A 20,961-nucleotide genomic window follows, 5' to 3' on the forward strand; every position below is an offset into this window, starting at 1 on the left:
AGTATTAAATATCAATCATGACCGATGCTGCACTGCGTTGTGCTTCGCCATGAAAAACAGCTTCAATATTGTTACCATCAGGATCAAGCACATAAGCTGCATAATAACCAGGATGATAAGCACGTTCATCAGGTTTGCCATTGCATCTACCACCATGCGCCAATGCTGCAAGATAGAAAGCATTGACCATTTGACGATTTTTAGCTTGAAAGGCGAGATGATGACGCCCAGTGAGTGTACCTTGTGCGGCAGGGCTTTCTACTGACGAGATAAAGAGTTCATCTGCCCAAAAGTGATCATTGGCTGTTCCCATAACTGGAATATCCAACACTGCCAAGATGGCGGTATAAAATGCTCGACTTGCCTCAAGGTCATTCACCACAAGATGAATATGGTCAATCAGTCTTCCACGATGCAATTGAATCTGCATAAGACGCTCCATGTCTAAAGCGGAATTTTGAATAGCAAAATAGACTTAATATTTTAGAGATTGGGTTTTAATGCGCACAAAACGCCTGATTAAAATATTCAAACAGTTGTGGCGTTTGCATCCATAAAAAAATCGACAAGCCAAAAAGGGCAGTGATTGCGAGTGTGAGCAATACTTTAAAATTCAATAAAGAATTAATCATGAATGACGTGCTCCTCATCTACCCAAAAATGTACCAAGACCGCAAACGCACTTAAAGCAATAGAAACAATCCAGATAACATTATAGTTACCTGTCAGGTCGTGATTTAAACCGCCAAGCCATCCACCAAAAAAAGAGCCGACTTGGTGTGTGAAAAACACAATGCCACTGAGCATGGTCAGGTATTTAATTCCAAACATATTTGCCACAATACCATTGGTTAAAGGCACTGTAGATAACCACAACAAACCCATAATGATCCCGAATGCATAAATTGTCCAGATGCTTAAAGGCAGGATTAAAAAGGCGATAATGGCAATACCGCGTAGTCCGTAAAGCCACATCAGCAAGTGTGGTTTGGAATAGCGACCACCTAACCAACCCGCCGTATAAGTGCCTACAATATTAAATAAACCCACGAGTGCTAGAAAAACTGTGCCTGTGGTTGCATTAAAGCCATGATCGATTAAGTAGCTAGGTAAGTGAATCCCGATAAACACCACTTGAAAACCACAGACAAAAAAGCCCAAAGCTAAAAACCAAAAGGGTTTATGGTTTTTGGCAATCACCAAAACTTGTTTAAAGCCTAAAGCGGGTTGGCTGACTGAACTTGCATTAGGGTTTTGATACATGGGTGCTTTGAGCATCCATGCCAAAGGAACAATCAAGACAATTAAAATCGCACTGACAATTAATGCGCCCGACCAACCTACACTTTGTAATAACAATAAGGTCGATGGCAACATGATAAATTGCCCAAACGAGCCTGCAGCACTGGCAATACCCATTGCAAGGCTACGCTTTTCTGGAGGAGCAGCGCGACCTACTGCAGAAAGTAGCACAGGGAAAGAGGTTGCAGAAAGTGCCAAACCTAAAATTAAACCCACACTTAAATTTAGCAATAAGCCTGTCGAGCTGACGGCCATGAGCAATAAGCCGAGTGCATACAGTGCGCCACCAACTGCAACTACAATTTTACTGCCGTATTTGTCTGCAAAAGCACCTGTGATGGGTTGGACTGCACCCCAAATCAGGTTTTGCATGGCAATGGCTAAACTAAAGACATTATGTCCCCAGCCAAATTCATGGCTCATAGGCACCAAATACAAACCAAATGCATGCCGAACCCCAAGCGATAATGCCAAAATAATGGCGCTTCCAATTAACATATAAATTAGAGGTTTGGAAAATTGAGCATTCGACATAAGGCATCCACGTATGGCTAACAGCTTGTTATGGTAGTCGATTCAGCCGCAGATCGCGATAAAATAAAATTCATCAAATGATAAAATTTGGTTATAGATATTAGTTTGAATATTCTAAGCAAAAAATGATCATGAGCTACAAGCCAAATGGATATTGAAAAATCCTTCTCCCTGTGGGAGAAGGATTAAGTGAAGGGGATTATCGTCTTAAATAGGACTGATCAAAGACTGCTATTAATGCTTAAAAACGCATACCAAAACCTGCATAGGCAATCACTGGATTCACTTCAATATCGGCTTTGGAGTGAATGAGTTCGCCGTGTTTAGCATCGGTCACAGTAATGGTGGTTTCGTTTTTAAGATGTGCATAAGATACAGAACCGACCGCAAACCATTTTTCATTAAAGTCGTAGGTAAAACCGACAGTGGCAACGGGCGCAAAGGCATCGGTGGCATCTAATTCAACTTTAGGATTGGCTGCACTTGGTGTGCCTTCTAAAGATGCGCCCGCTTTTCCTTCTTTAATATTGGCAATCATGTGACCTGCGGCAATCAGATCTTGTTCAGTGCGTGGGTTAATTTCTAATTCATTAAAATAAGCATACATTAACCCGACACCGACATAAGGACGGAATTTATTTACACCTGTTTTGCCAAAATGGTATTGAAACTCAAATGCAGGTGTCCAAGCACGGGCAGAAGCAGCAGGGCCATGTGCTTCTAAATCGGTAATGAAAATATTATTTTTCAAATCAATATTCATAAACTCTAACGGCAAGTTAGCAAGTTGTGGCGTTGCGATGGCAGAGAAAGGTGCATAGATTTTTCCTTTACCTTGTAAATCGACTTTTGGGGGAATCCCAGCTTTGACTTCAAAAGAGACATTATCGGTAAAGAAATAGTTACTCATAATCCCGAGGGTGGTGACATCATCGGCTTCTAAACCTGTACCAGGGTTACTCCATCCTTCTAAGCCATTGATTGCTGAAGTTCCACTGAGTCCAGCACTCAAATTTCCACCAGACAGTGTACCAATCGCTTTAAGCGCATTTGCGAGCAGAGTCTGATCAACATCGCCATTTAAATTATTTATAACAGTATCAACTTTAATGGCACCATTATTCGCTACTTCACCATTTTTTACAGCAGTACCCACTTGGAACGGTTGTGCTTTGCCTTGCGGCATAACGTGCAATGCTCCCACCGAGACAGAAAAGCGTTTAAAACCATCTCCATCCTGTAAGCTGAAGTAGGGTGAATTGGCATAACTCACAATTGGTAAGCTGCTGATTGCAAGGCAGCATAAGGTTTTTTTCATAACGGAACTCCATGTCCATTGTGCTTGTTGTTATTTGCGATTTTGTTATGTGAGGCATTATGAAATGGTGTGGGAAAATAAAACTGTTGTTTTTACAGCATATTTTTTTAATTTTTTGTTTGTGATCTGAAAGTTGTATTGAGTTTTTGTTAACTCTATAGCGGGTAGTTGAAATGCAGTAAATTAACTATTTAGTGTTAAGTTTTTATATAATCTTTTGAATTTTAAAATTATCTTTAAAATTTAGAGCAAATAAATTAAAAAAAGACCAGTTTAAAACTGATCTTTTTGACAAACAGTTTCAATTTCAAGCCAATGACAGATTTTAGCTAACTGTCATTAAAGCTTAGGATTGAAAGCGAGACAAATCTTCATCAGGGCGTGCAGTCAGCACTTCTAAGCCATCTTTGGTGACTAAAATGGTATGTTCAAACTGTGCCGATAATTTATGGTCTTTGGTTACGACCGTCCATTTATCACCCAGTAATTTCGTTTGCCATACGCCTGCGTTAACCATAGGTTCAATGGTAAACGTCATGCCTTCTTCTAAAACCATGCCTGTATTGGCTTGGCCATAGTGCAATACTTGCGGTTCATCATGGAAGGTAGTGCCAATACCATGACCACAATATTCACGTACCACGCTAAAGCGCTCTGATTCGACATACTTTTGAATGGCATGACCAATATCACCAATGGTAGAACCTGGTTTTACAGTCGCCATACCACGGTACATGGCTTCTTGAGCAACTTTACATAAACGGTTGGCTAAAATAGATGTTTCACCGCCCACGACATACATCATATTGGTGTCGCCATGAAAACCATCTTTAATCACGGTAACATCAATATTTAGAATATCGCCTTTTTTTAGAATTTTACTTTCAGACGGAATGCCGTGACACACTACATGGTTAACTGAAGTACAAATGGTGTGCTGAAAAGCAGGGCGACCTGGTGCTGCGCCGTAGCCAAGGCAGGCAGGAATAGCCTCTTGTTTATTGACAATATAGTCATGACAAATAGTGTCTAGTTCTAGCGTGCTGACACCCGGTTTGACGTGTGGTTTGATCATATCCAAAACTTCTGCTGCCAGTCGTCCTGCCACGCGCATCTTTTCAATATCTTCTGCGGTTTTAATAAGTCGACGTGGTGCTTGATAAGTAGTGTTCATGATCTTTAAAAACTTTTGGAAATTTGTGTGTGACTATGGTATAAATAGCCGCCCATTTTATCAAATGCTTTTTATGAATATGTTTCAAAGAGCTTGGTAAAAGGGAAATTAAAAATCCGCACATATATCGTCACATTACTCTGGGTGCCCTTTGGGGTGGAGAATGCGGATATATGGAGGCCTAACCCAAACATTTAAGGTAAAGAAAATGGCAGATTACAACGTAAGCATGCGCGACCTTCTTCAAGCTGGCGCACACTTTGGTCACCAAACACGTTTCTGGAACCCAAAGATGCGTCAATACATCTTTGGTGCGCGTAACAAAATTCACATCATCAACCTTGAACACACTGTTCCTGCGTTAAATGATGCTTTGAACTTTGCAAACCAATTGGCTAGCAAAAAGAACAAAGTTTTGTTCGTTGGTACAAAACGTGCTGCTTCTGCAATCATCCGTGAACAAGCTCAACGCGCTGGTCAACCGTATGTAGATCACCGTTGGTTAGGTGGTATGTTGACGAACTGGAAAACACTTCGCCAATCTATCAGCCGTTTAAAAGATCTTCAAGTTCAGTCTACTGACGGTACTTTTGCTAAGCTTACTAAACGTGAAGCTTTAGAGCGTAGCCGTGAAATGGAAAAACTTGAGCGCGCTTTAGGCGGTGTGAAAAACATGGGTGGTTTACCTGACGCATTATTCGTAATTGACGTTGATCACGAAGCAATTGCAATTAAAGAAGCTAAAAACTTAGGTATTCCTGTAATCGGTATCGTAGATACAAACTCTAACCCAGACAACGTAGACTACGTTATTCCGGGTAACGACGATGCGATCCGTGCAGTAACACTTTACGCTTCTTCAATGGCTGATGCGATCATTGCTGGTAAAGAATACGCTCAAACTCAAGCCAATGCTCAAGCAAAAGGCGAAGAAGCTCCTGCTTCTGAGGCTTAATGCGTTTTGACGTAAGCTTGTCATTTTTGCGACATGTGATGGTGGCAAAGTAAGCGTCATGTATGCAGACGGCCCAAGAGACACCCTCTGGGCCGTTTCTGTTAAAAAAAGAATTCATTTTCTACCGATTTTAGGAGATAAACATGACTGCAGTTACAGCAAGCATGGTTAAAGAATTGCGTGATCGTACTGGTCTAGCAATGATGGAATGTAAAAAAGCATTAACAGAAGCGGGCGGTGACATCGAATTAGCGATTGACAACCTTCGTAAATCTGGTCAAGCAAAAGCTGCTAAAAAAGCAGGTAACATTGCTGCTGACGGTGCAATCACAATCGTTCAAGAAGGCAACAAAGCGATTCTTTTAGAAGTAAACTGTCAAACTGACTTCGTTGCAAAAGACGAAAACTTTGCTGGTTTCTCTGCGAAAGTTGCTGCTGCTGCTCTTGCTGCAAACGAAACTGATGCTGCTAAAATTGCTGAACTTAAACTTGAAGATGGCGCAACTGTTGAAGAAACACGTGTTGCACTTGTTCAAAAAATTGGTGAAAACATCCAAGTTCGTCGTGCACAAATCGTTGAAGGTGAAAACCTTGCTGTGTACAAGCACGGTTTAAAAATCGGTGTTGTTGTTTCTTACACAGGTGATGCTGCGACTGGTAAAGGTATTGCAATGCACGTTGCTGCATTCAACCCAGTTGCTGTTACTGCTGAACAAGTTCCTGCTGATCTTATCGCTAAAGAGAAAGAAATTGCAGAAGCGAAAGCAGTTGAATCTGGTAAGCCTGCAAACATCGTAGAGAAGATGGTAACTGGTTCAGTTGAAAAATACTTGAACGAAGTTGCGCTTGATCGTCAAATGTACGTAATTGACAACGAGAAGAAAGTTGCTGAAGTATTAAAAGCAACTGGTACAACTGTTGCTCAATTCGTTCGTTTCGAAGTAGGCGAAGGTATTGAGAAAAAAGCAGAAATGAGCTTCGCTGAAGAAGTTGCTGCTGCTCAAGCTGCTGCAAAATAATTTTTACTTAAGGTAAAATATTTTGTAAGGAAAGCCCCAATTTATTTTGGGGCTTTTTTGTGAATATAGATTTTGGCAATATGCAATCGTGGCATAAATATTGAGATGAAGATTAAAGATATTAATTTTAAATCAGTATGTTATGGGTGATTGACTTAATCGTATAGAGCGGAATCAGAACAAGAAGGTTATATGGCAAATAAAAAGAATTTAAGCATCGGCGCAATTATTGTAGTGCTAATTGCTGCATTTTTTGGCATAGATTTACAGCAGTTTCAGTCTGAAACATCAAATGCACCATCTACAAGTACTGCTCGCACATCGCAAACTGAAAAAGAGCAGTTAGACGTACAGCGAGATACGCTGCAAGATGATGCTCAGGGTGTTCAGCTGATTGAACGTGCGTTTGAGCGCAAACAGAGCGATTTACAAGTCCGTGCGAGTGGGCAGGTCATTGCAGTGTTAGCGGATGACAACGAAGGCTCACGTCATCAAAAATTTATTTTAAAACTGAATAATGGGCAAACTGTATTGGTTGCACATAATATTGATCTTGCACCACGAATTACCAATATTGCAAAAGGTGATACTGTTGAGTTTTTTGGTGAATATGAATACTCAGATAAGGGTGGGGTGATTCACTGGACGCATCATGATCCAGCAAACAAACACGTGGGTGGATGGTTAAAACATCAAGGAAGAACCTATCAATAACGGTTCTTCCGATAATGAAAATAGGATATGGCGCTTAAACGCTCATAATGCTGGTTTTACGACGTGTTTTCCAAGAGGGTAGGATTTTACCTAAATAGGCATCCATGCACCAAATTGGGCCAATGAGGAGGAATTGGAGGTCTTTGAAGAATGAAGGCTTTTTCCCTTCAATTTTGTGACCATAAAACTGCCCAATCCACGCCAAAACAAAAATTGCGATATAAAAACCCATTCCAACAGGCAAAACATAAATCAGCCATGCCATTACCAACATTAACGCTGCCATTGCAACTGCAAGAACCAAGTCTAAACGTGCATAAAAAATAAAACTGAGCACCAGAAGTAAGGTTGTCAGTAAAGCACTGAAATGTGCCAAGATACCGACAATCGAAAAAAAGATTGTTGGTACGCAAACCCAGTGAATTAATTTATTGGTTTTATTTTGATGGCTCTCGCTGTATTCATCTAGCCACTCACTTACTGTCTTCATGTACTACTCCTGTAGACCGATCATCCGTTGTTATTGTTTGATTGTCTAAAATATAACTGAGAACAGAGAGGTGGTCAAAACAGTATTCATATTTTCAAAATGAAGTGGCAACAAAATTTGTGTGGATCTTCTTGGTGCAGACATGCATGGGATGACTGTAAATCTTACAGGCATTAAAAAAGCCACATTGCTGTGGCTTTCAAGTCAAATGTGAAGTCGTGTAAGCGAATCTTAAGAGTTTGGACCGTCAATACGCTCAATGCTTACTTTGGCAGTACCTGCATTGGTGATGCCCAATTGTTTTGCAGCGCCATAAGAAAGATCGAGTACACGGTTGCCATGGAATGGACCACGGTCATTTACTTTAACTACAACGCTTTTACCATTGTTTTTATTGGTTACGCGAATATAGCAGTTTAGCGGCAGGCTACGGTGTGCAGCAGTCATTGCGTTCATGTCGAACGTTTCACCGCTTGCAGTTTTACGACCGTGGAATTGACGACCGTACCAAGATGCCATACCTGTTTGGCTAAATTTACGTACAGTGTTCGATGCCACTGTATTTAACTTTTCAATCACTGAAGGCTCTTCAGCAGGAATTTCAATTTTCGCTGCAATCGTTTGACGACGGATTTGGTCGCCTGAACGTTCGGTGATTGAAAGGCTATTCAAATTTGAGAAATGTGAATTAAAACTTTGTGCTTCTTTGTTGAGTACACGCGCAGCTAGGCTAGATGACTCATTATCATTGTTGAATGATGATTGCACCATTTCAGCTTGCGACTGACTTAGGGCAACAGCTGCAGAAAGTGCAAGTAAGTATTTAAGTGAACTATGCATGGTTTGAACTCCTGAAGACAGAATTTTTAACTTATTTCGCTCTTAACTGATTGAAATAGTGGTAATCCTGTCTGTAATTTCACTTTTTCGACTACATTTGACGACATGGATAATATTCATCCCTCACTAAAGGTGTCTAGTCTTTATACGAAAATAATGACAAAAAGTACCAAAAACCAACTCTATTTGATTAAAAAATAATCAATATTGTAACACTATGTGTAAAAAGTTTGTTTTGTGATCAAATTGTCAAAAATATTTCTTGACTTTTTGGTTTTATATTTAAATTTGTACTTAGCGACTCGCAATTTCAGTGCCCAATAACCACAGTGCAGTCGCATACATACGGCTACGGTTATAAGTCGTAATCACCTGAAAATTTGGGTAGGTTATATAGTAGATATGACCATAATTTTCTTGTAATTGAATGACATTGACCAAGTCGAGGTCATCTATTTGCACAATTGGATTCATTGGCATCACGCCTTGCGATTTTAAAACCCCATAAGGTGTTGGCAGGGTCAAATCTTTGGCAATGACACTGTCAGGATTGTTGCCTGTATATCGTGCAGCAAATGCAATGGGTTGATTGCGCTGCCAGCCATGTTGTGCCAAGTAGTTTGCAATGGAGCCAATGGCATCGACTGCCGAGTTGCGTAGATCAATATGTCCGTTGCCGTCATAATCGACCCCAAATTTTGGAATATTGCTAGGCATAAACTGCGGATAACCAACAGCACCTGCATAAGAACCAACAATTGAAGAAGTTGGCACACCATCTTTATATGACCATGCGATCAGTGCTGCGAGTTCATCTTTAAAGTATTCCGCGCGACGTTCATAACCAAAGCCTAAGGTGGCAAGGGCATCACGGGTTACAAAAGAGCCCTTATTGCTTCCAAAACCTGTTTCTACACCCAGAATCCCTAAAATAATGGATTGCGGTACACCAAATTGCTGTTCAGCACGATTGAGCGTGTCTGCATATTGTTGTTTAAAGCGCACACCGCGCTGAATAGTGCTTTCTGCAAGGAAATTGGTTTTATAGTCGTACCAAGGCTTACTTTCGCCTGGGCGGTTCATGATGTTGATGATATTGGGTAAGTTTTTAGAGCCTTCCATCGCCCAATCGACTTGTGCTGCACTCAAGCCATAGGTCTGCATGGTTTTTTGTTTAAAACTGGCATAAGACGGATGATTTTGGAAATCATTGGCCAGACAAAAACTGGTGATAGAAAATGCACCAATGAGTAAAGAAAGACGTTTTAGTTTGTTATAAAAATCAAGTTTGAACATATTGAGGAAAATTCCAAATTGATGATTTACACAACTTATTTATATGCAGTAAATAAGTTGCTACTTATATATGAAGAATAAGCCGCTATTGGGGCCAAACTGCGAAAGCGAAGTAAGCGGCTAAGATAGCATTCATGCGTGACTGGTTTGCAAAAACTTATACAAAAATAGACAAAGAATGTGTAAAAAGCGCGCAGGATTTGTAACAAAATTCAATCTAGGTGCAAAAAGTTATTCTTGATTGTGCAAAAGTTGCAGACATATCCTGATATTGCATTGCATATAAAAATGCCTGATCAAAATCAGGCATTTTGCACTTAACATGCAACAAAAGGGCTTAAAACGCATTATGAGTTAAACCCACTGATATTAATGATGGAATAAGGTGTCGTGATATTCCGCTAAAACCAAGAGTTCCTCTTTGGTTAAATTTGGGATGATTTTATCCACCGCAATATGGACAGCTTTAATTACCGCTGCTGCGCCAATATCTGCTGCTTTACGCTTAATCATGCCCAAATCGAGGGTTTTGTTAAAGTCGCTCATAAAGTGGCGTACCGTCGCTTCTGCAAACTGTTTATATAGTTCGGTTAAAGCAGCTTTGTTCACTTCATTGCCTGCTTGAATTTCGGCATAGTTGTGTTTCAGGTTGGTCACTAAACTTGCATCGAGCGTTTCACCTACACGTGCATTGCCTGCTGCATCTTTAAAGCTACTGCGCTCAGAAAATTCAATCGATTGTTTCACGACATCATTTGGCGCTTTGCTTAATAATTGTTTTAGGAGTACTGCAACGGTAGATTTGACATAGCCCGCAAGTTTTTCGGCAGTGTCGCGTTTATCGCTGGCAGGAAAACGACGTACCAACTCGGTTAAAATGGCATCAATGATTTCTTCATTAATCATTAATGCGGTTTTGTCGCGCAGTGGGTACAGCGGCTCACTTGAATTTTTTTTCTGTTGTGCAGTTTCAATCGTATTTAATAATTCTGCAGATGGAATGAATCCAAAAAATGGCATTGTTCAACCTCAATGTTGTTATTGTCGCGCTAAACGAATAGGGCGAGGCATCCATGTTAAGTCCGATACACGGCAAGGGTTAATGTCTAAACCACCACGACGTGTATAGGTTGCATATACCATCAGTTTTTCTGGTGCGAATTTTTGCCAGATGTCTGCAAACATCTGTTCCACACATTGTTCATGGAAACCATTATGCTGACGATAAGAAATAATATAAGCCAAAATACTGCGATAACAAGGTTTTTTGCCTTGATAACGGATAAAAACCGTGCCCCAGTCAGGTTGTCCTGTGACAGGACAATTGCTGCGTAATAAATGTGAGAAAAGTTGTACCTCTATATCTTCCGCTTGTTCTAAATCGAATTGCAATAAACTTGGGTCAGGATGCTGCTCTAAACGCTCAGGCGTGAGCTGATCAATACAAATACCTTCAGGTTGGCTAATTGCCAAATCATCAACCTTAAATAAAGTTAGCGTAACAGGTGCTTGTGCTGCAGCCGTTAAATCATGCTCAACAGTTTCAATGAAATTGGCTTCAGACTGAAAGCGAGTAAAGTTCATACTATTAAAGTAGAGCTTTAATGATTTTGATTCGATCAGGTTAGGTGATGAAGCAGGTAGCGTAATCCGACCAATCGCAACCTGTGGAACACCTGCGGCATTCAACCACGAAATTTCAAAAACGTGCCACCAGTCTTGCCCGAGTTGAATTCCCTCAATATCTGCATATTTTTCACGTGCAGCAGCACGTGAAATAGGGAACAAAATATCGGGTTGATATTCTGTAGGATAATTGGTGTCTTTACCAAGAAGAGATTGTTCAACACTCATTATTCACGCATTCCTGAACCACGAGAAAGTAAATGATAGGCAATACCATAAAGCACAGCACAGCATAGTGTAATCACAGATAATGAAATCGTCACGTTGACATCACTATGTCCTAAAATGCCGTAACGGAAAGCATTAACCATATACACCACAGGGTTAATTAAAGAGAGATTTTGCCAAAAAGGGCTTAAGGCACTAATGGCATAGAATACACCACCTAAATAAGTCAGTGGAGTCAGTACAAAAGTTGGAATAATAGAAATATCATCAAATGATTTGGCATAAACAGCATTAATAAAACCGCCTAATGAAAATAAAAAGGACGTAATTAATACGGTATAAATGGTAACAAACCAATTGGTAATATAAAGGTCGGTAAAGAATAGACTCATGGTGGTGACAATAATACCGACCAATACGCCACGACTAACACCACCCAAAACATAGCCCCATAAAATGGCATGCAAAGGTACAGGGCTCATGATTAGTTCTTCAATGCTTTTCTGGAATTTTGCACTAAAAAAACTTGAAGATACGTTGGCATAGCTGTTGGTAATGACTGCCATCATAATTAAGCCGGGCACAATAAATTGCATATAGCTAAAGCCGCCCATTTCACCAATACGCGAACCGACCAAATTACCAAAAATCACGAAGTACAAACTCATGGTGATAGCAGGTGGTAACAAGGTTTGTGGCCAAATGCGCATAAAACGACGAATTTCTTTATGCACTAAGGTATAGAGTGCAATCCGCAGTTGGGTAAAATTCATTGCGCAGCTCCATCTAAATTCTTTTCGACCATTTTGACAAATAACTCTTCTAGACGGTTGGACTTATTACGCATACTGCGCACGCGAATGCCTTGTGCTTCTAAAAGTTGGAATAAATCATTTAAGGTGTGAGCTTTATCCATAGTGACTTCTAGGGTCACTGCATCAATTAAGTTGAAACGTACACCAATAATATCTAAATGAATGGGTTGAATCGGTTCAGCTAAATCGAAAATAAAAGATTCTTCACTTAACTGGTTTAAGAAGTTTTTCATGGAAGTGTCTTCTTTAATCACACCACGATCAATAATCGCGATACGACGACACAACATTTCGGCTTCTTCTAAATAGTGGGTAGTGAGAATGATTGAGGTGCCTTTATCATTCATCTCTGTTAAAAAATCCCACATTGAACGACGCAGCTCAATATCTACACCTGCAGTGGGTTCATCCAAAATAAGTAGTTTCGGTTCGTGCATCATGGCACGTGCAATCATTAAACGACGCTTCATGCCGCCAGACAGCATTCGCGCTTGAGTGGCACGTTTATCCCACAAACCCAGTTTTTCTAAATATTCTTCGGCACGTTGTTCGGCAATTTTTTTAGGGATACCGTAATAGCCTGCTTGTGTGACCAAAATATCAAACGTCTTTTCAAACTGACCGAAGTTAAATTCTTGCGGCACAACTCCTAAGCACTGCTTGGCTTGAGATGGTTGTGTATCCAGATTGTGCCCAAAAATTTCTACCGTGCCTGCCGTTTTTTTGGTGAGAGAACTGATGATGCTAATGGTTGTAGATTTACCTGCACCATTGGGTCCAAGTAGGGCATAAAACTCGCCTTCAGGAACGGTCAAATTAATTCCTTTCAGTGCTTGGAAACCATTTCGATAGGTCTTTGACACGTCCCTTAACGTCAATGCATCAGTCATGAAATTCTCACTTGAGGAATAGAGCCACTATTGTGAGCGATCTGCGCCAATAAACCAAGTAAGTTAGATGGAATTCTATGTTGCAAGTTTGGAACATTGTTTAAAGCATAAGCATAAAAATACGTAACTTATATATAGTTGCTTTACCTTCAGCAATTTTTTGTTATGATGTGCAGCGCGCGCTCATAGCTCAACTGGATAGAGTACAGGTCTCCGAAGCCTGTGGCGTGGGTTCGAGTCCCGCTGAGCGCACCATTTCCTTGTTTTATCCCTTCCGATATTGTCTTAAAATCATTTAAAATAAATAACTTACGTAACTGGGTTGTCCGATACTATCCAAAGGCGTTTTAGGATACCGTAAAAATGCCTAAATTAGTTATCAGTCTGACTGACTCAAAAATTAAGTCTGCAATATCAATGCAAAAGAAATCATTTGAAAAGAATATTAAGCTTTCAGATGGTGGTGGTCTTTATCTATTGTTAGATAGAAAAGGTGGGGCATATTGGCGTTTTGATTATATTCGCCCAATCTCTAAGAAAAGAGCCACTATAGCTATCGGTATTTATCCAAGTTGTACATTGGCCAGAGCTCGCGCAAAACGAAGTGAGTTTAGAGAACTGCTTGCGCAGAATATTGACCCAGCAATTCAAAAGCAAGATAAACAGTCCCAATGTCGAAATAATAGTTTTAGATCAGTAGCAGATGAATACCGTAAGACTGAAGAGCTGGAACCAAGTACACAACGTCGGAATCAGTTTATCTGGGATAAGCTTTATGTTGCTATTGGTGAGTTCCCCATTGATTCGATAACAGCCACTCAAATTTTGGAAGTATGCCGTCTTTATGAAAGACAAGGTAAGACTGACTCAGCAAAGCGAATGAGAAGTAAAGCATCTCAGGTGTTTCGGTATGCGATTGCTTTGGGTTTATGTCAATTTAACGTTGCTGACCAAATTAGCGGTATTTTGAAGGTGGGTAAAACTAAGCATCGAGCGGCTATTACTGATGAGCAAAAGCTAGGACAACTATTAAAGAATATTGAACCGTACCGGGTTTGTCGGAGACCAACTTTCTTGAGAGAATGTTCCAATGACAAAACAAAAATATACCCCTGAAATCAGAGAAAGAGCGGTTCAATTATTGATTGAATCTGAAAAAGATTATCCTTCTACTTGGGCTGCAATCACAGCTATTGCACCTAAGATTGGTTGTACTCCTGAAACATTGCGTGTTTGGTATTTAAAGCATATGGATCAACTAAATCCTGCCAAAGTACAACAGATATCTGACCAAGAAAAAATGAAGCAAATGGAACGTGAAATTAAAGAATTAAAACGTGCCAATGAAATTCTACGTAAAGCAGCCGCTTTTTTCGCCCAGGCGGAGCTCGACCGCCCACACAAATAATGGTGGATTTTATCCAGAACAATAAAGATCGATATGGTGTTGAAGCGATTTGTAGAATTTTACCGATTGCAGCTTCGACCTATTATCGGGCTTTAGATCTCGTTGATAACCCAGAACATCGAGCGAAACGTGCTCTGCATGATTTACATCATGCAGAGCAAATCAAACGTATTTGGAAAGAAAGTTTAGGTCGATATGGTGTGCGTAAGGTCTGGCAACAATTGAAACGTGAAGGTTATGTTATCGCACGTTGTACAGTTGCTCGATTGATGCAGAAGCTAGGTATACAAGGTGTTTGGCGTGGTAAGAATAAACAAACCACCCGTAGCCGAGATGATCAAAAACGAGCAGATGACTTAGTAAAACGCAATTTTAATGCAGATCATCCTGACCCTTGCGAAGCAGTGCTTCTCAGGTCGCTGACTTCACGTATATTCAAACTCATTCAGGCTGGGTCTATACCGCCTTTATTATTGATGTGTTCTCGCGAGCAATTGTTGGATGGAAAGTATCAACACGTATGAATACAGATATGGTGCTCGATGCACTGGAGCAAGCATTGCATGATCGAGGCATGCCAAAGAACGTGATTCATCATAGTGACAGAGGCGTGCAATATCTTTCCATTCGTTATACCAATCGTTTAGAAGCAGCAAATTTACGAGCATCAGTCGGTACGACCGGTGATTCATACGATAATGCTTTGGCTGAAACGGTGAATGGCTTATACAAAACAGAGGTGATTGAATATTTAAAAGCGGATTGGCAAGGTTTAGCGGATGTACAACTTGCGACACTAAACTGGGTAGATTGGTTCAATAAAGAGCGTGTACACAGTGCACTGGGTTATGTATCACCTTTTGAGTTTGAAGCAATGTACTATGATAAGATTAACCCGTTAGGTCAGGTGGCCTAACTTAAATAAAAAAGTCTCCGACAAACCCGGTACGGTTCAAAGTAACATTTAGGGATTGAAGAAAATCTATAAACATTTATATTTAAAATCAAATACTAGCTTTTAATAATACTTAAATAATGACTTATACCAACCACCAAATAAAATATTTTGCATGGGAAATTACAAAAAAACGCTCGGCATCAGACGTTGATCGTTTGTCGCAGTCGTTGTTTGATGCTCAGGTCGATGTAAATCCTCACCAAATTGAAGCTGCACTTTTTGCTTTAAATAATCCTTTAAGTAAAGGGGTCATTCTTGCTGATGAAGTAGGATTAGGTAAAACGATTGAAGCGGCGTTAGTGCTTTGTCAGTACTGGGCAGAACGACGTCGAAACTTGTTGATTATTTGCCCAGCTTCTTTACGAAAGCAATGGGCACAAGAACTACAGGATAAATTTAACTTGCCTACACAAGTTTTAGATTTAAAAACTTGGAATATGGCACGTAAAGATGGTGTTTATGATCCATTTAAAAATGGCAAGATTTCTATAATTTCATATCCTTTTGCAAATCGAATGGAATATGCCTTGGCACAAATTCCATGGGATTTAGTTGTCATTGATGAAGCACATAAATTACGGAATGCTCATCGCTCAAGTAACAAAATTGGGAATAGTCTTAAACGCTCATTGATAGGCAAGAAAAAGTTGTTATTAACAGCGACACCGTTACAGAACACTTTAATGGAGCTTTATGGTTTAAGTACGATAATAGATGAGCACTTATTTGGGGATGAGAAAGCATTTCGTTCTAGATATGTGGTTGATGGTGATATTCAATCGTTAAAAAAAAGAATCCAACAATTTATGCAAAGGACATTGCGGAAAGATGTTTTGGAATATGTACCTTATACCAATCGCCATGCTCTAACTGTTCCTTTTAAGCCTACTGATGATGAGCAAAGCTTATATGATTCAATCAGTGAGTATTTGCAGCGAGATGTCAGCTATGCATTTCCACAACAACAAAAACATTTAATTTCAATTGTTTTAAGAAAACTTTTGGCATCCTCGACTCCTGCTGTAATTGCAACTTTAGAAGCTATTCAACAGCGACTGAAAAAATTGCTTGAACAGCAGAGTCTAGATGAAGATTGGCTCAGTAATTTTATTGTTGATGAGGATATGGATGAAGAGCTGCTGGATGATTTTGATGAGGAAGCAGGTCATGGACAAATAGATGTTAGTTTAATTAAATCTGAAATAGCTGAAATTGAACGGTATATACAGCAGGCTTATAAAATTAAAGATGATAGTAAAACTTTTGCTTTGCTTTCAGCCATTGAGCAAGGCTTTGCTCGTATGTTTGAAATGGGAGCGAAACGAAAGGCTGTTATTTTTACTGAATCAAAGCGTACTCAGGAATACTTGATCGCATTCTTGGAAGCACGAGGATACAACGGAAAAGTAATAGGATTTAATGGAAGTAATACATCTGCAACGAATACAGGTATTTATCAAAAGTGGTTGGGTAAATATTTAGGGACTCAACATGTTACAGGCTCACCAGCAATTGATCGGCGCACGGCTTTAATCGATTTTTTTAAGAATGAGGCAGAAATACTCATTGCGACAGAAGCAGCAGCAGAAGGTGTGAATTTACAATTTTGCTCTTTGGTCATTAACTATGATTTACCATGGAATCCGCAACGTGTGGAACAACGGATAGGTCGTTGCCATCGTTATGGTCAGGAATTTGATGTTGTTGTGGTTAATTTTTTAAATGAAAGGAATGAAGCCGATCAGCGAGTTTTAGAGTTACTTAAAGATAAATTTCAATTATTTGATGGTGTCTTTGGTGCCTCGAATGACATTTTAGGGACAGTTGAAAGTGGTATAAATTTTGAAAAACGGATTTCTGAAATTTATGATCAGTGTCGTAGTCCAGAAGAAATAGAACAAAGCTTTAAGCAATTAAGATATGAGCTAGAAGAGCAAATCAACGTTAAAATGAAAAGGACGCAAGAGCTGTTACTTGAGCATTTTGATGCAGATATTCATGACTTGCTAAAAGTACAAAAAGAACGAGCTGAACTACAGCTAGATAAAATTAGTCGTTTGTTTTGGCTATCTACAAAATATATTCTTGGTAAATTTGCTAACTTTCACGACCAAGATTTAAGTTTTGACTTAACAAAATCTCCAATTTTGAATGCACCTTCAGGGAAATATCAGCTTATACGAAAAGGTGAGCGAATTCCTGAAAATACTTTTATCTATCGTTTGACTCATCCGCTTGGTGAATTTGTTTTAGATAATGCCAAAGGCTTACAAACACCAAAACAATTCATTCAGTTTGATTATAGCCAGTATGGTCAAAAGGTAACGCTACTAGAAGAGTTAAAAGGGCAAAAGGGTTGGCTATCTATTACGGTCTTGAGTTTGGATTCTTTTCAAGAAGAAGAACATATTGTGATCACAGCAATGACTGATGATGGTAGGGTTTTAGATGTAGATTTGTGTGAGCGTTTGCTTCAAGTCAATGCAACAGTATTGTCTGATGTGGTAGACACGATTCCCGACCTATTTCAGGCAAATATTGATAAGCAATATCAAGTTGCTTTAAATCATGCTTTGGAATTGAATGATGAGTTTTTTAGAAAGGAACGCGATAAGTTAGAGCAGTGGGCTGAGGATAGTTTGCTTGCTGTGGAGAAAATGCTTGAAGATATAAAGTTAAAAATATCTAGTCTTAAACGAGAGTCTCGCAAAGCACCTAATATTGAAACTGAAAAACGACTACAGGAAGAAATACAAAAAGCTGAAAAAGAAAAACGACGCATGCGACAACAGGTTTTTGATGTTGAAGATGAGATAGCAGATAAGCGTGATGCGCTGATTGAAGCACTAGAGCAAAGACTACATCGCTCAAGCAAAGCCGAGAATTTATTTGTAGTGAGGTGGCAGTTGGTTTAATACCAATTGCTATTTTTTTCTACAATTTTTTTTTATATTTAAAGTAGTTTGAAGTATGCTTATTGGTTAATTTTGCCTAAGCAATTTTAACTCGCTTCACCAGAACCTATTTATCATAAGGTTTTGAAAAATAGGAAATATTCATGAGTACTCAGTTTTCTGCACTTGTTTCTAAACTCAAAGAGATTTTTCAAATCAATCGTCCTGATTTGGATTTTGGAGTTTATCGTATTCTAAACGCACGCAGTACTGAAATTGCTGAATTTCTGGATAAGCGTTTAAAAACTAAAGTAGAACAATATCTTGGCGAAGCAAAGTCGAGTCTTGATGAAAATGTTTTAAAAGAATTAGAAGCTGAGCTGAAAGCAGAATTTGGTAAACGTGCTTTTAATGAGCAAGGACAACTCATTGATGCTGAAGCAATTGAAAGTGCATTAGGTCAAAAATACATTGCTTTAACCCAAGCTGATGCACATGAAATGACAGATCAGTCGCAAGTGTATAGTCATTTGCTCACGTTCTTTAGTCGTTATTATGATGATGGTGACTTTATTAGCCAACGTCGTTATAAGGGTGATACCTACGCTATTCCTTACTCTGGTGAGGAAGTCATGTTGCACTGGGCAAACAAAGACCAGTACTACACCAAGTCTGGGGAGATGTTTAGCAACTATCGTTTTAAGTTGAACGATGAACGTTCAGTTTTATTTCGTTTGGTGAGTGCAGACACAGCAAGAGAAAACCGTAAAGATAATGATAAATCACGTCATTTTGAAATTGTACCTTTAACTCAGCCTGTTATCAGAACTTTTATTGATGAAGATGGTGTTGAAGTTGAAGAAAAAATTGATCCAATTTTTATTACAGATAAAGAATTAGTTATTTATTTTCAATACGTCGCAACTCCAAAAGGAACAAAGCAAGAAGTATTGAATAAACAAACATACGATCTAGTTATTGATAGTTCAGTTATTCCAGATACTTGGTTACAAGATTTACAACAACTTGCGCCGACTGAAAAAGAACCAAAGCGTACAGTGTTGCAAAAGCATTTGAGTACCTATACGCAAAAAAATACAGCAGATTATTTTATTCATAAAGACTTAGGAAAATTCCTACGTCATGAACTTGATTTTTATATTAAAAATGAAGTGATGCATCTAGATGATGTGGTGAGTACCGATCAGTTTATTCAGATTGAACGTCAGCTCAGTATTATCAAGTGTTTGCGTCAAATTGGTTTAGAAATTATTAGTTTCTTGGCTTCGCTTGAAGATTTTCAGAAAAAGTTGTGGCTAAAGAAAAAGTTTGTCGTTAGTGCTGAGTATTGTATTACTTTAGACCGAGTGGATGAGTCCTTGTATGCTGAAATTGCTGACAATACAGCACAATGGCAACAATGGGAAGATTTAGGCTTTAAAGGTAAAGAAGCAGGTTGGGGAACGGTTGACTATTTAAAACAGCACCAAGCTTTAATGGTGGATACTTCATTATTTGGCTTAGAGTTTAAAGCAAAGCTTTTACAAAAAATTGATGACTTAGATGCACAAACTGATGGTTTAATTATTAATAGTGATAATTTTCAAGCTTTAAGCTTATTAAAAAGCAAATACCAAGAAGAAATAAAATGTATATACATTGACCCTCCTTATAATACAGGAGCTGATGGATTTCTTTATAAAGATAATCTGTTACATTCTAGTTGGTGCTCTATGATTAATGAAGTTGTTCAAAAATCATACGGATTACTTGCAAAAAATGGTGTTTTTTACTCAAGTATTGATGATAATGAAGTTTTTTTATTAAGACAGATTTTAGATAATCTGTTCTCCAAATCAAATTTTTTTGGGAATTTGATTTGGAGAACAGAAGGAAACTTTGATAATCAGGCTAGAGTCAAAGTTTGTCATGAATATATTTTATCTTATGCAAAAAATATTCAAAATTTGGGTTTACCGACAGGTATCGATCCATCTGTTTCAAAGGATAGTAAAGTCTACTCACCTTATATACTTAATACTATTGTAAAAAATGGTTCTAAGAATCCTATTTCTAAAGTGGAGCTACCAAAAAACTTTCCTTGCACTGAAAGTGAACTTACTATTGAAAGCCGTTTTGATGCATATCCTTTTTATCATCAATCAGCGATCGTTAAAAATAATAAATTACTAGAACCAACTATCGTAGAGAGTGGTTGGTCTTCTAAAGATTTATTGGAAAAATATATAGCAAATGATTGTAAGCCAATATTTGATTCAAAAAATCAAGAGACCACATTTCATATTTCAAAAAGTGGGGCAATTGAAATTAAGAAAAAAAGGAATAATACAAGCCATGTGGTGTCAATTTTACCTCTGTACACGACAAAAATAGATAACTCATTGAAATAATGTCACAATAATTGTTTTCTAACGACGAATACTATGACACATCTCAATGAGTTATATCTTATCTTAAACAAATCTCTAAAATGGAACAA

General features: G+C 38.8%; 18 protein-coding genes, 1 tRNA gene, 1 pseudogene and 1 other annotated feature. Of the genes and pseudogenes, 8 read left to right on the forward strand and 12 right to left on the reverse strand.

All coding sequences use genetic code 11. The features are described 5' to 3' along the window. Nucleotides 1–4: 4 nt before the first annotated feature. The 5 genes from FTT70_RS10005 to map all read right to left on the reverse strand — a co-directional run bounded on the left by FTT70_RS10005 (nt 5) and on the right by map (nt 4,328). The gene (locus FTT70_RS10005) at nt 5–430 is read right to left on the reverse strand and encodes a VOC family protein (protein WP_178318913.1); all 426 of its coding nucleotides are present in this window, start codon (nt 428–430) and stop codon (nt 5–7) included. A 67-nt stretch (nt 431–497) separates the two neighbouring features. Beyond that, a complete protein-coding gene (locus tag FTT70_RS13655; RefSeq protein WP_019836563.1) occupies nt 498–632 on the reverse strand; it encodes a hypothetical protein in 135 nt (44 codons plus the stop codon). Next, on the reverse strand, nt 625–1,836 hold the full coding sequence (locus FTT70_RS10010; protein ID WP_180062128.1) for an MFS transporter: 1,212 nt from the start codon (nt 1,834–1,836) through the stop codon (nt 625–627). Before FTT70_RS10010 ends, FTT70_RS13655 begins: the two co-directional genes overlap by 8 nt. A 241-nt stretch (nt 1,837–2,077) precedes the next feature. Next, nucleotides 2,078–3,154 carry an OmpW family protein gene (locus FTT70_RS10015; protein ID WP_180168597.1) on the reverse strand — a complete coding sequence of 359 codons (1,077 nt, stop codon included), beginning with the start codon at nt 3,152–3,154 and terminating at the stop codon, nt 2,078–2,080. Nucleotides 3,155–3,500: 346 nt separating this feature from the next. Further along, nucleotides 3,501–4,328 carry a type I methionyl aminopeptidase gene (gene map / locus FTT70_RS10020; protein ID WP_154320514.1) on the reverse strand — a complete coding sequence of 276 codons (828 nt, stop codon included), beginning with the start codon at nt 4,326–4,328 and terminating at the stop codon, nt 3,501–3,503. A 208-nt stretch (nt 4,329–4,536) separates the two neighbouring features. On the opposite strand from map, the gene rpsB reads away from it, so the two are divergent. The 3 genes from rpsB to FTT70_RS10035 all read left to right on the forward strand — a co-directional run bounded on the left by rpsB (nt 4,537) and on the right by FTT70_RS10035 (nt 7,016). Next, nucleotides 4,537–5,283 carry a 30S ribosomal protein S2 gene (rpsB, locus tag FTT70_RS10025; RefSeq protein ID WP_004972791.1) on the forward strand — a complete coding sequence of 249 codons (747 nt, stop codon included), beginning with the start codon at nt 4,537–4,539 and terminating at the stop codon, nt 5,281–5,283. A 143-nt stretch (nt 5,284–5,426) separates the two neighbouring features. After that, nucleotides 5,427–6,302: a translation elongation factor Ts gene (gene tsf, locus FTT70_RS10030; protein ID WP_004972793.1), complete on the forward strand. Its 876-nt coding sequence runs from the start codon at nt 5,427–5,429 to the stop codon at nt 6,300–6,302. Nucleotides 6,303–6,494: 192 nt separating this feature from the next. Beyond that, on the forward strand, nt 6,495–7,016 hold the full coding sequence (locus FTT70_RS10035) for a DUF3465 domain-containing protein (protein ID WP_179997281.1): 522 nt from the start codon (nt 6,495–6,497) through the stop codon (nt 7,014–7,016). Between the two features lie 34 nt (nt 7,017–7,050). Here the strand turns inward: FTT70_RS10035 and FTT70_RS10040 are convergent, their stop codons facing one another. From FTT70_RS10040 to FTT70_RS10070, 7 genes are all read right to left on the reverse strand, one after another. Beyond that, entirely contained in the window at nt 7,051–7,506 is a 456-nt protein-coding gene (locus FTT70_RS10040) for a DUF962 domain-containing protein (protein ID WP_154320516.1), read from the reverse strand. Nucleotides 7,507–7,737: 231 nt separating this feature from the next. Continuing rightward, complete coding sequence (locus tag FTT70_RS10045) at nt 7,738–8,346, reverse strand: septal ring lytic transglycosylase RlpA family protein (protein ID WP_004972798.1); 609 nt, start codon at nt 8,344–8,346, stop codon at nt 7,738–7,740. A gap of 294 nt (nt 8,347–8,640) precedes the next feature. Continuing rightward, a complete protein-coding gene (gene mltB, locus FTT70_RS10050) occupies nt 8,641–9,642 on the reverse strand; it encodes a lytic murein transglycosylase B (RefSeq protein WP_131261569.1) in 1,002 nt (333 codons plus the stop codon). Nucleotides 9,643–10,011: 369 nt separating this feature from the next. After that, nucleotides 10,012–10,662: a hypothetical protein gene (locus FTT70_RS10055; RefSeq protein WP_070152374.1), complete on the reverse strand. Its 651-nt coding sequence runs from the start codon at nt 10,660–10,662 to the stop codon at nt 10,012–10,014. A gap of 18 nt (nt 10,663–10,680) precedes the next feature. After that, nucleotides 10,681–11,496, reverse strand: a complete 816-nt coding sequence (gene queF, locus FTT70_RS10060; protein ID WP_180168598.1) for an NADPH-dependent 7-cyano-7-deazaguanine reductase QueF — start codon at nt 11,494–11,496, stop codon at nt 10,681–10,683. Then, entirely contained in the window at nt 11,496–12,269 is a 774-nt protein-coding gene (locus FTT70_RS10065; protein ID WP_004972812.1) for an ABC transporter permease, read from the reverse strand. The genes queF and FTT70_RS10065 overlap by 1 nt, the downstream gene beginning before the upstream one ends. Continuing rightward, nucleotides 12,266–13,201, reverse strand: coding sequence for an ABC transporter ATP-binding protein (locus FTT70_RS10070; RefSeq protein WP_154320519.1), 936 nt, complete (start codon nt 13,199–13,201; stop codon nt 12,266–12,268). Before FTT70_RS10070 ends, FTT70_RS10065 begins: the two co-directional genes overlap by 4 nt. 179 nt (nt 13,202–13,380) lie before the next feature. Here FTT70_RS10070 and FTT70_RS10075 point away from each other — a divergent pair. The 5 genes and pseudogenes from FTT70_RS10075 (at nt 13,381) to FTT70_RS10095 (ending at nt 20,872) form a co-directional block, all read left to right on the forward strand. Further along, a tRNA-Arg gene (locus FTT70_RS10075) sits at nt 13,381–13,456 on the forward strand. Between the two features lie 108 nt (nt 13,457–13,564). Continuing rightward, a complete protein-coding gene (locus FTT70_RS10080) occupies nt 13,565–14,317 on the forward strand; it encodes an integrase arm-type DNA-binding domain-containing protein (protein ID WP_257229400.1) in 753 nt (250 codons plus the stop codon). After that, nucleotides 14,292–15,525 (forward strand): annotated as a pseudogene (locus FTT70_RS10085) (IS3 family transposase). The gene FTT70_RS10080 and the pseudogene FTT70_RS10085 overlap by 26 nt, the downstream one beginning before the upstream one ends. Further along, nucleotides 14,567–14,683: a sequence feature (AL1L pseudoknot), on the forward strand. (Overlaps the previous pseudogene by 117 nt.) Nucleotides 15,526–15,644: 119 nt before the next feature. Beyond that, nucleotides 15,645–18,482: an SNF2-related protein gene (locus tag FTT70_RS10090; RefSeq protein ID WP_180168599.1), complete on the forward strand. Its 2,838-nt coding sequence runs from the start codon at nt 15,645–15,647 to the stop codon at nt 18,480–18,482. A gap of 143 nt (nt 18,483–18,625) precedes the next feature. Continuing rightward, nucleotides 18,626–20,872, forward strand: a complete 2,247-nt coding sequence (locus tag FTT70_RS10095) for a site-specific DNA-methyltransferase (protein ID WP_257229401.1) — start codon at nt 18,626–18,628, stop codon at nt 20,870–20,872. The last annotated feature ends 89 nt before the right edge of the window (nt 20,873–20,961 follow it).

This window comes from Acinetobacter sp. YH01003 (genome assembly GCF_013420525.1).
Lineage (GTDB): Bacteria > Pseudomonadota > Gammaproteobacteria > Pseudomonadales > Moraxellaceae > Acinetobacter > Acinetobacter towneri.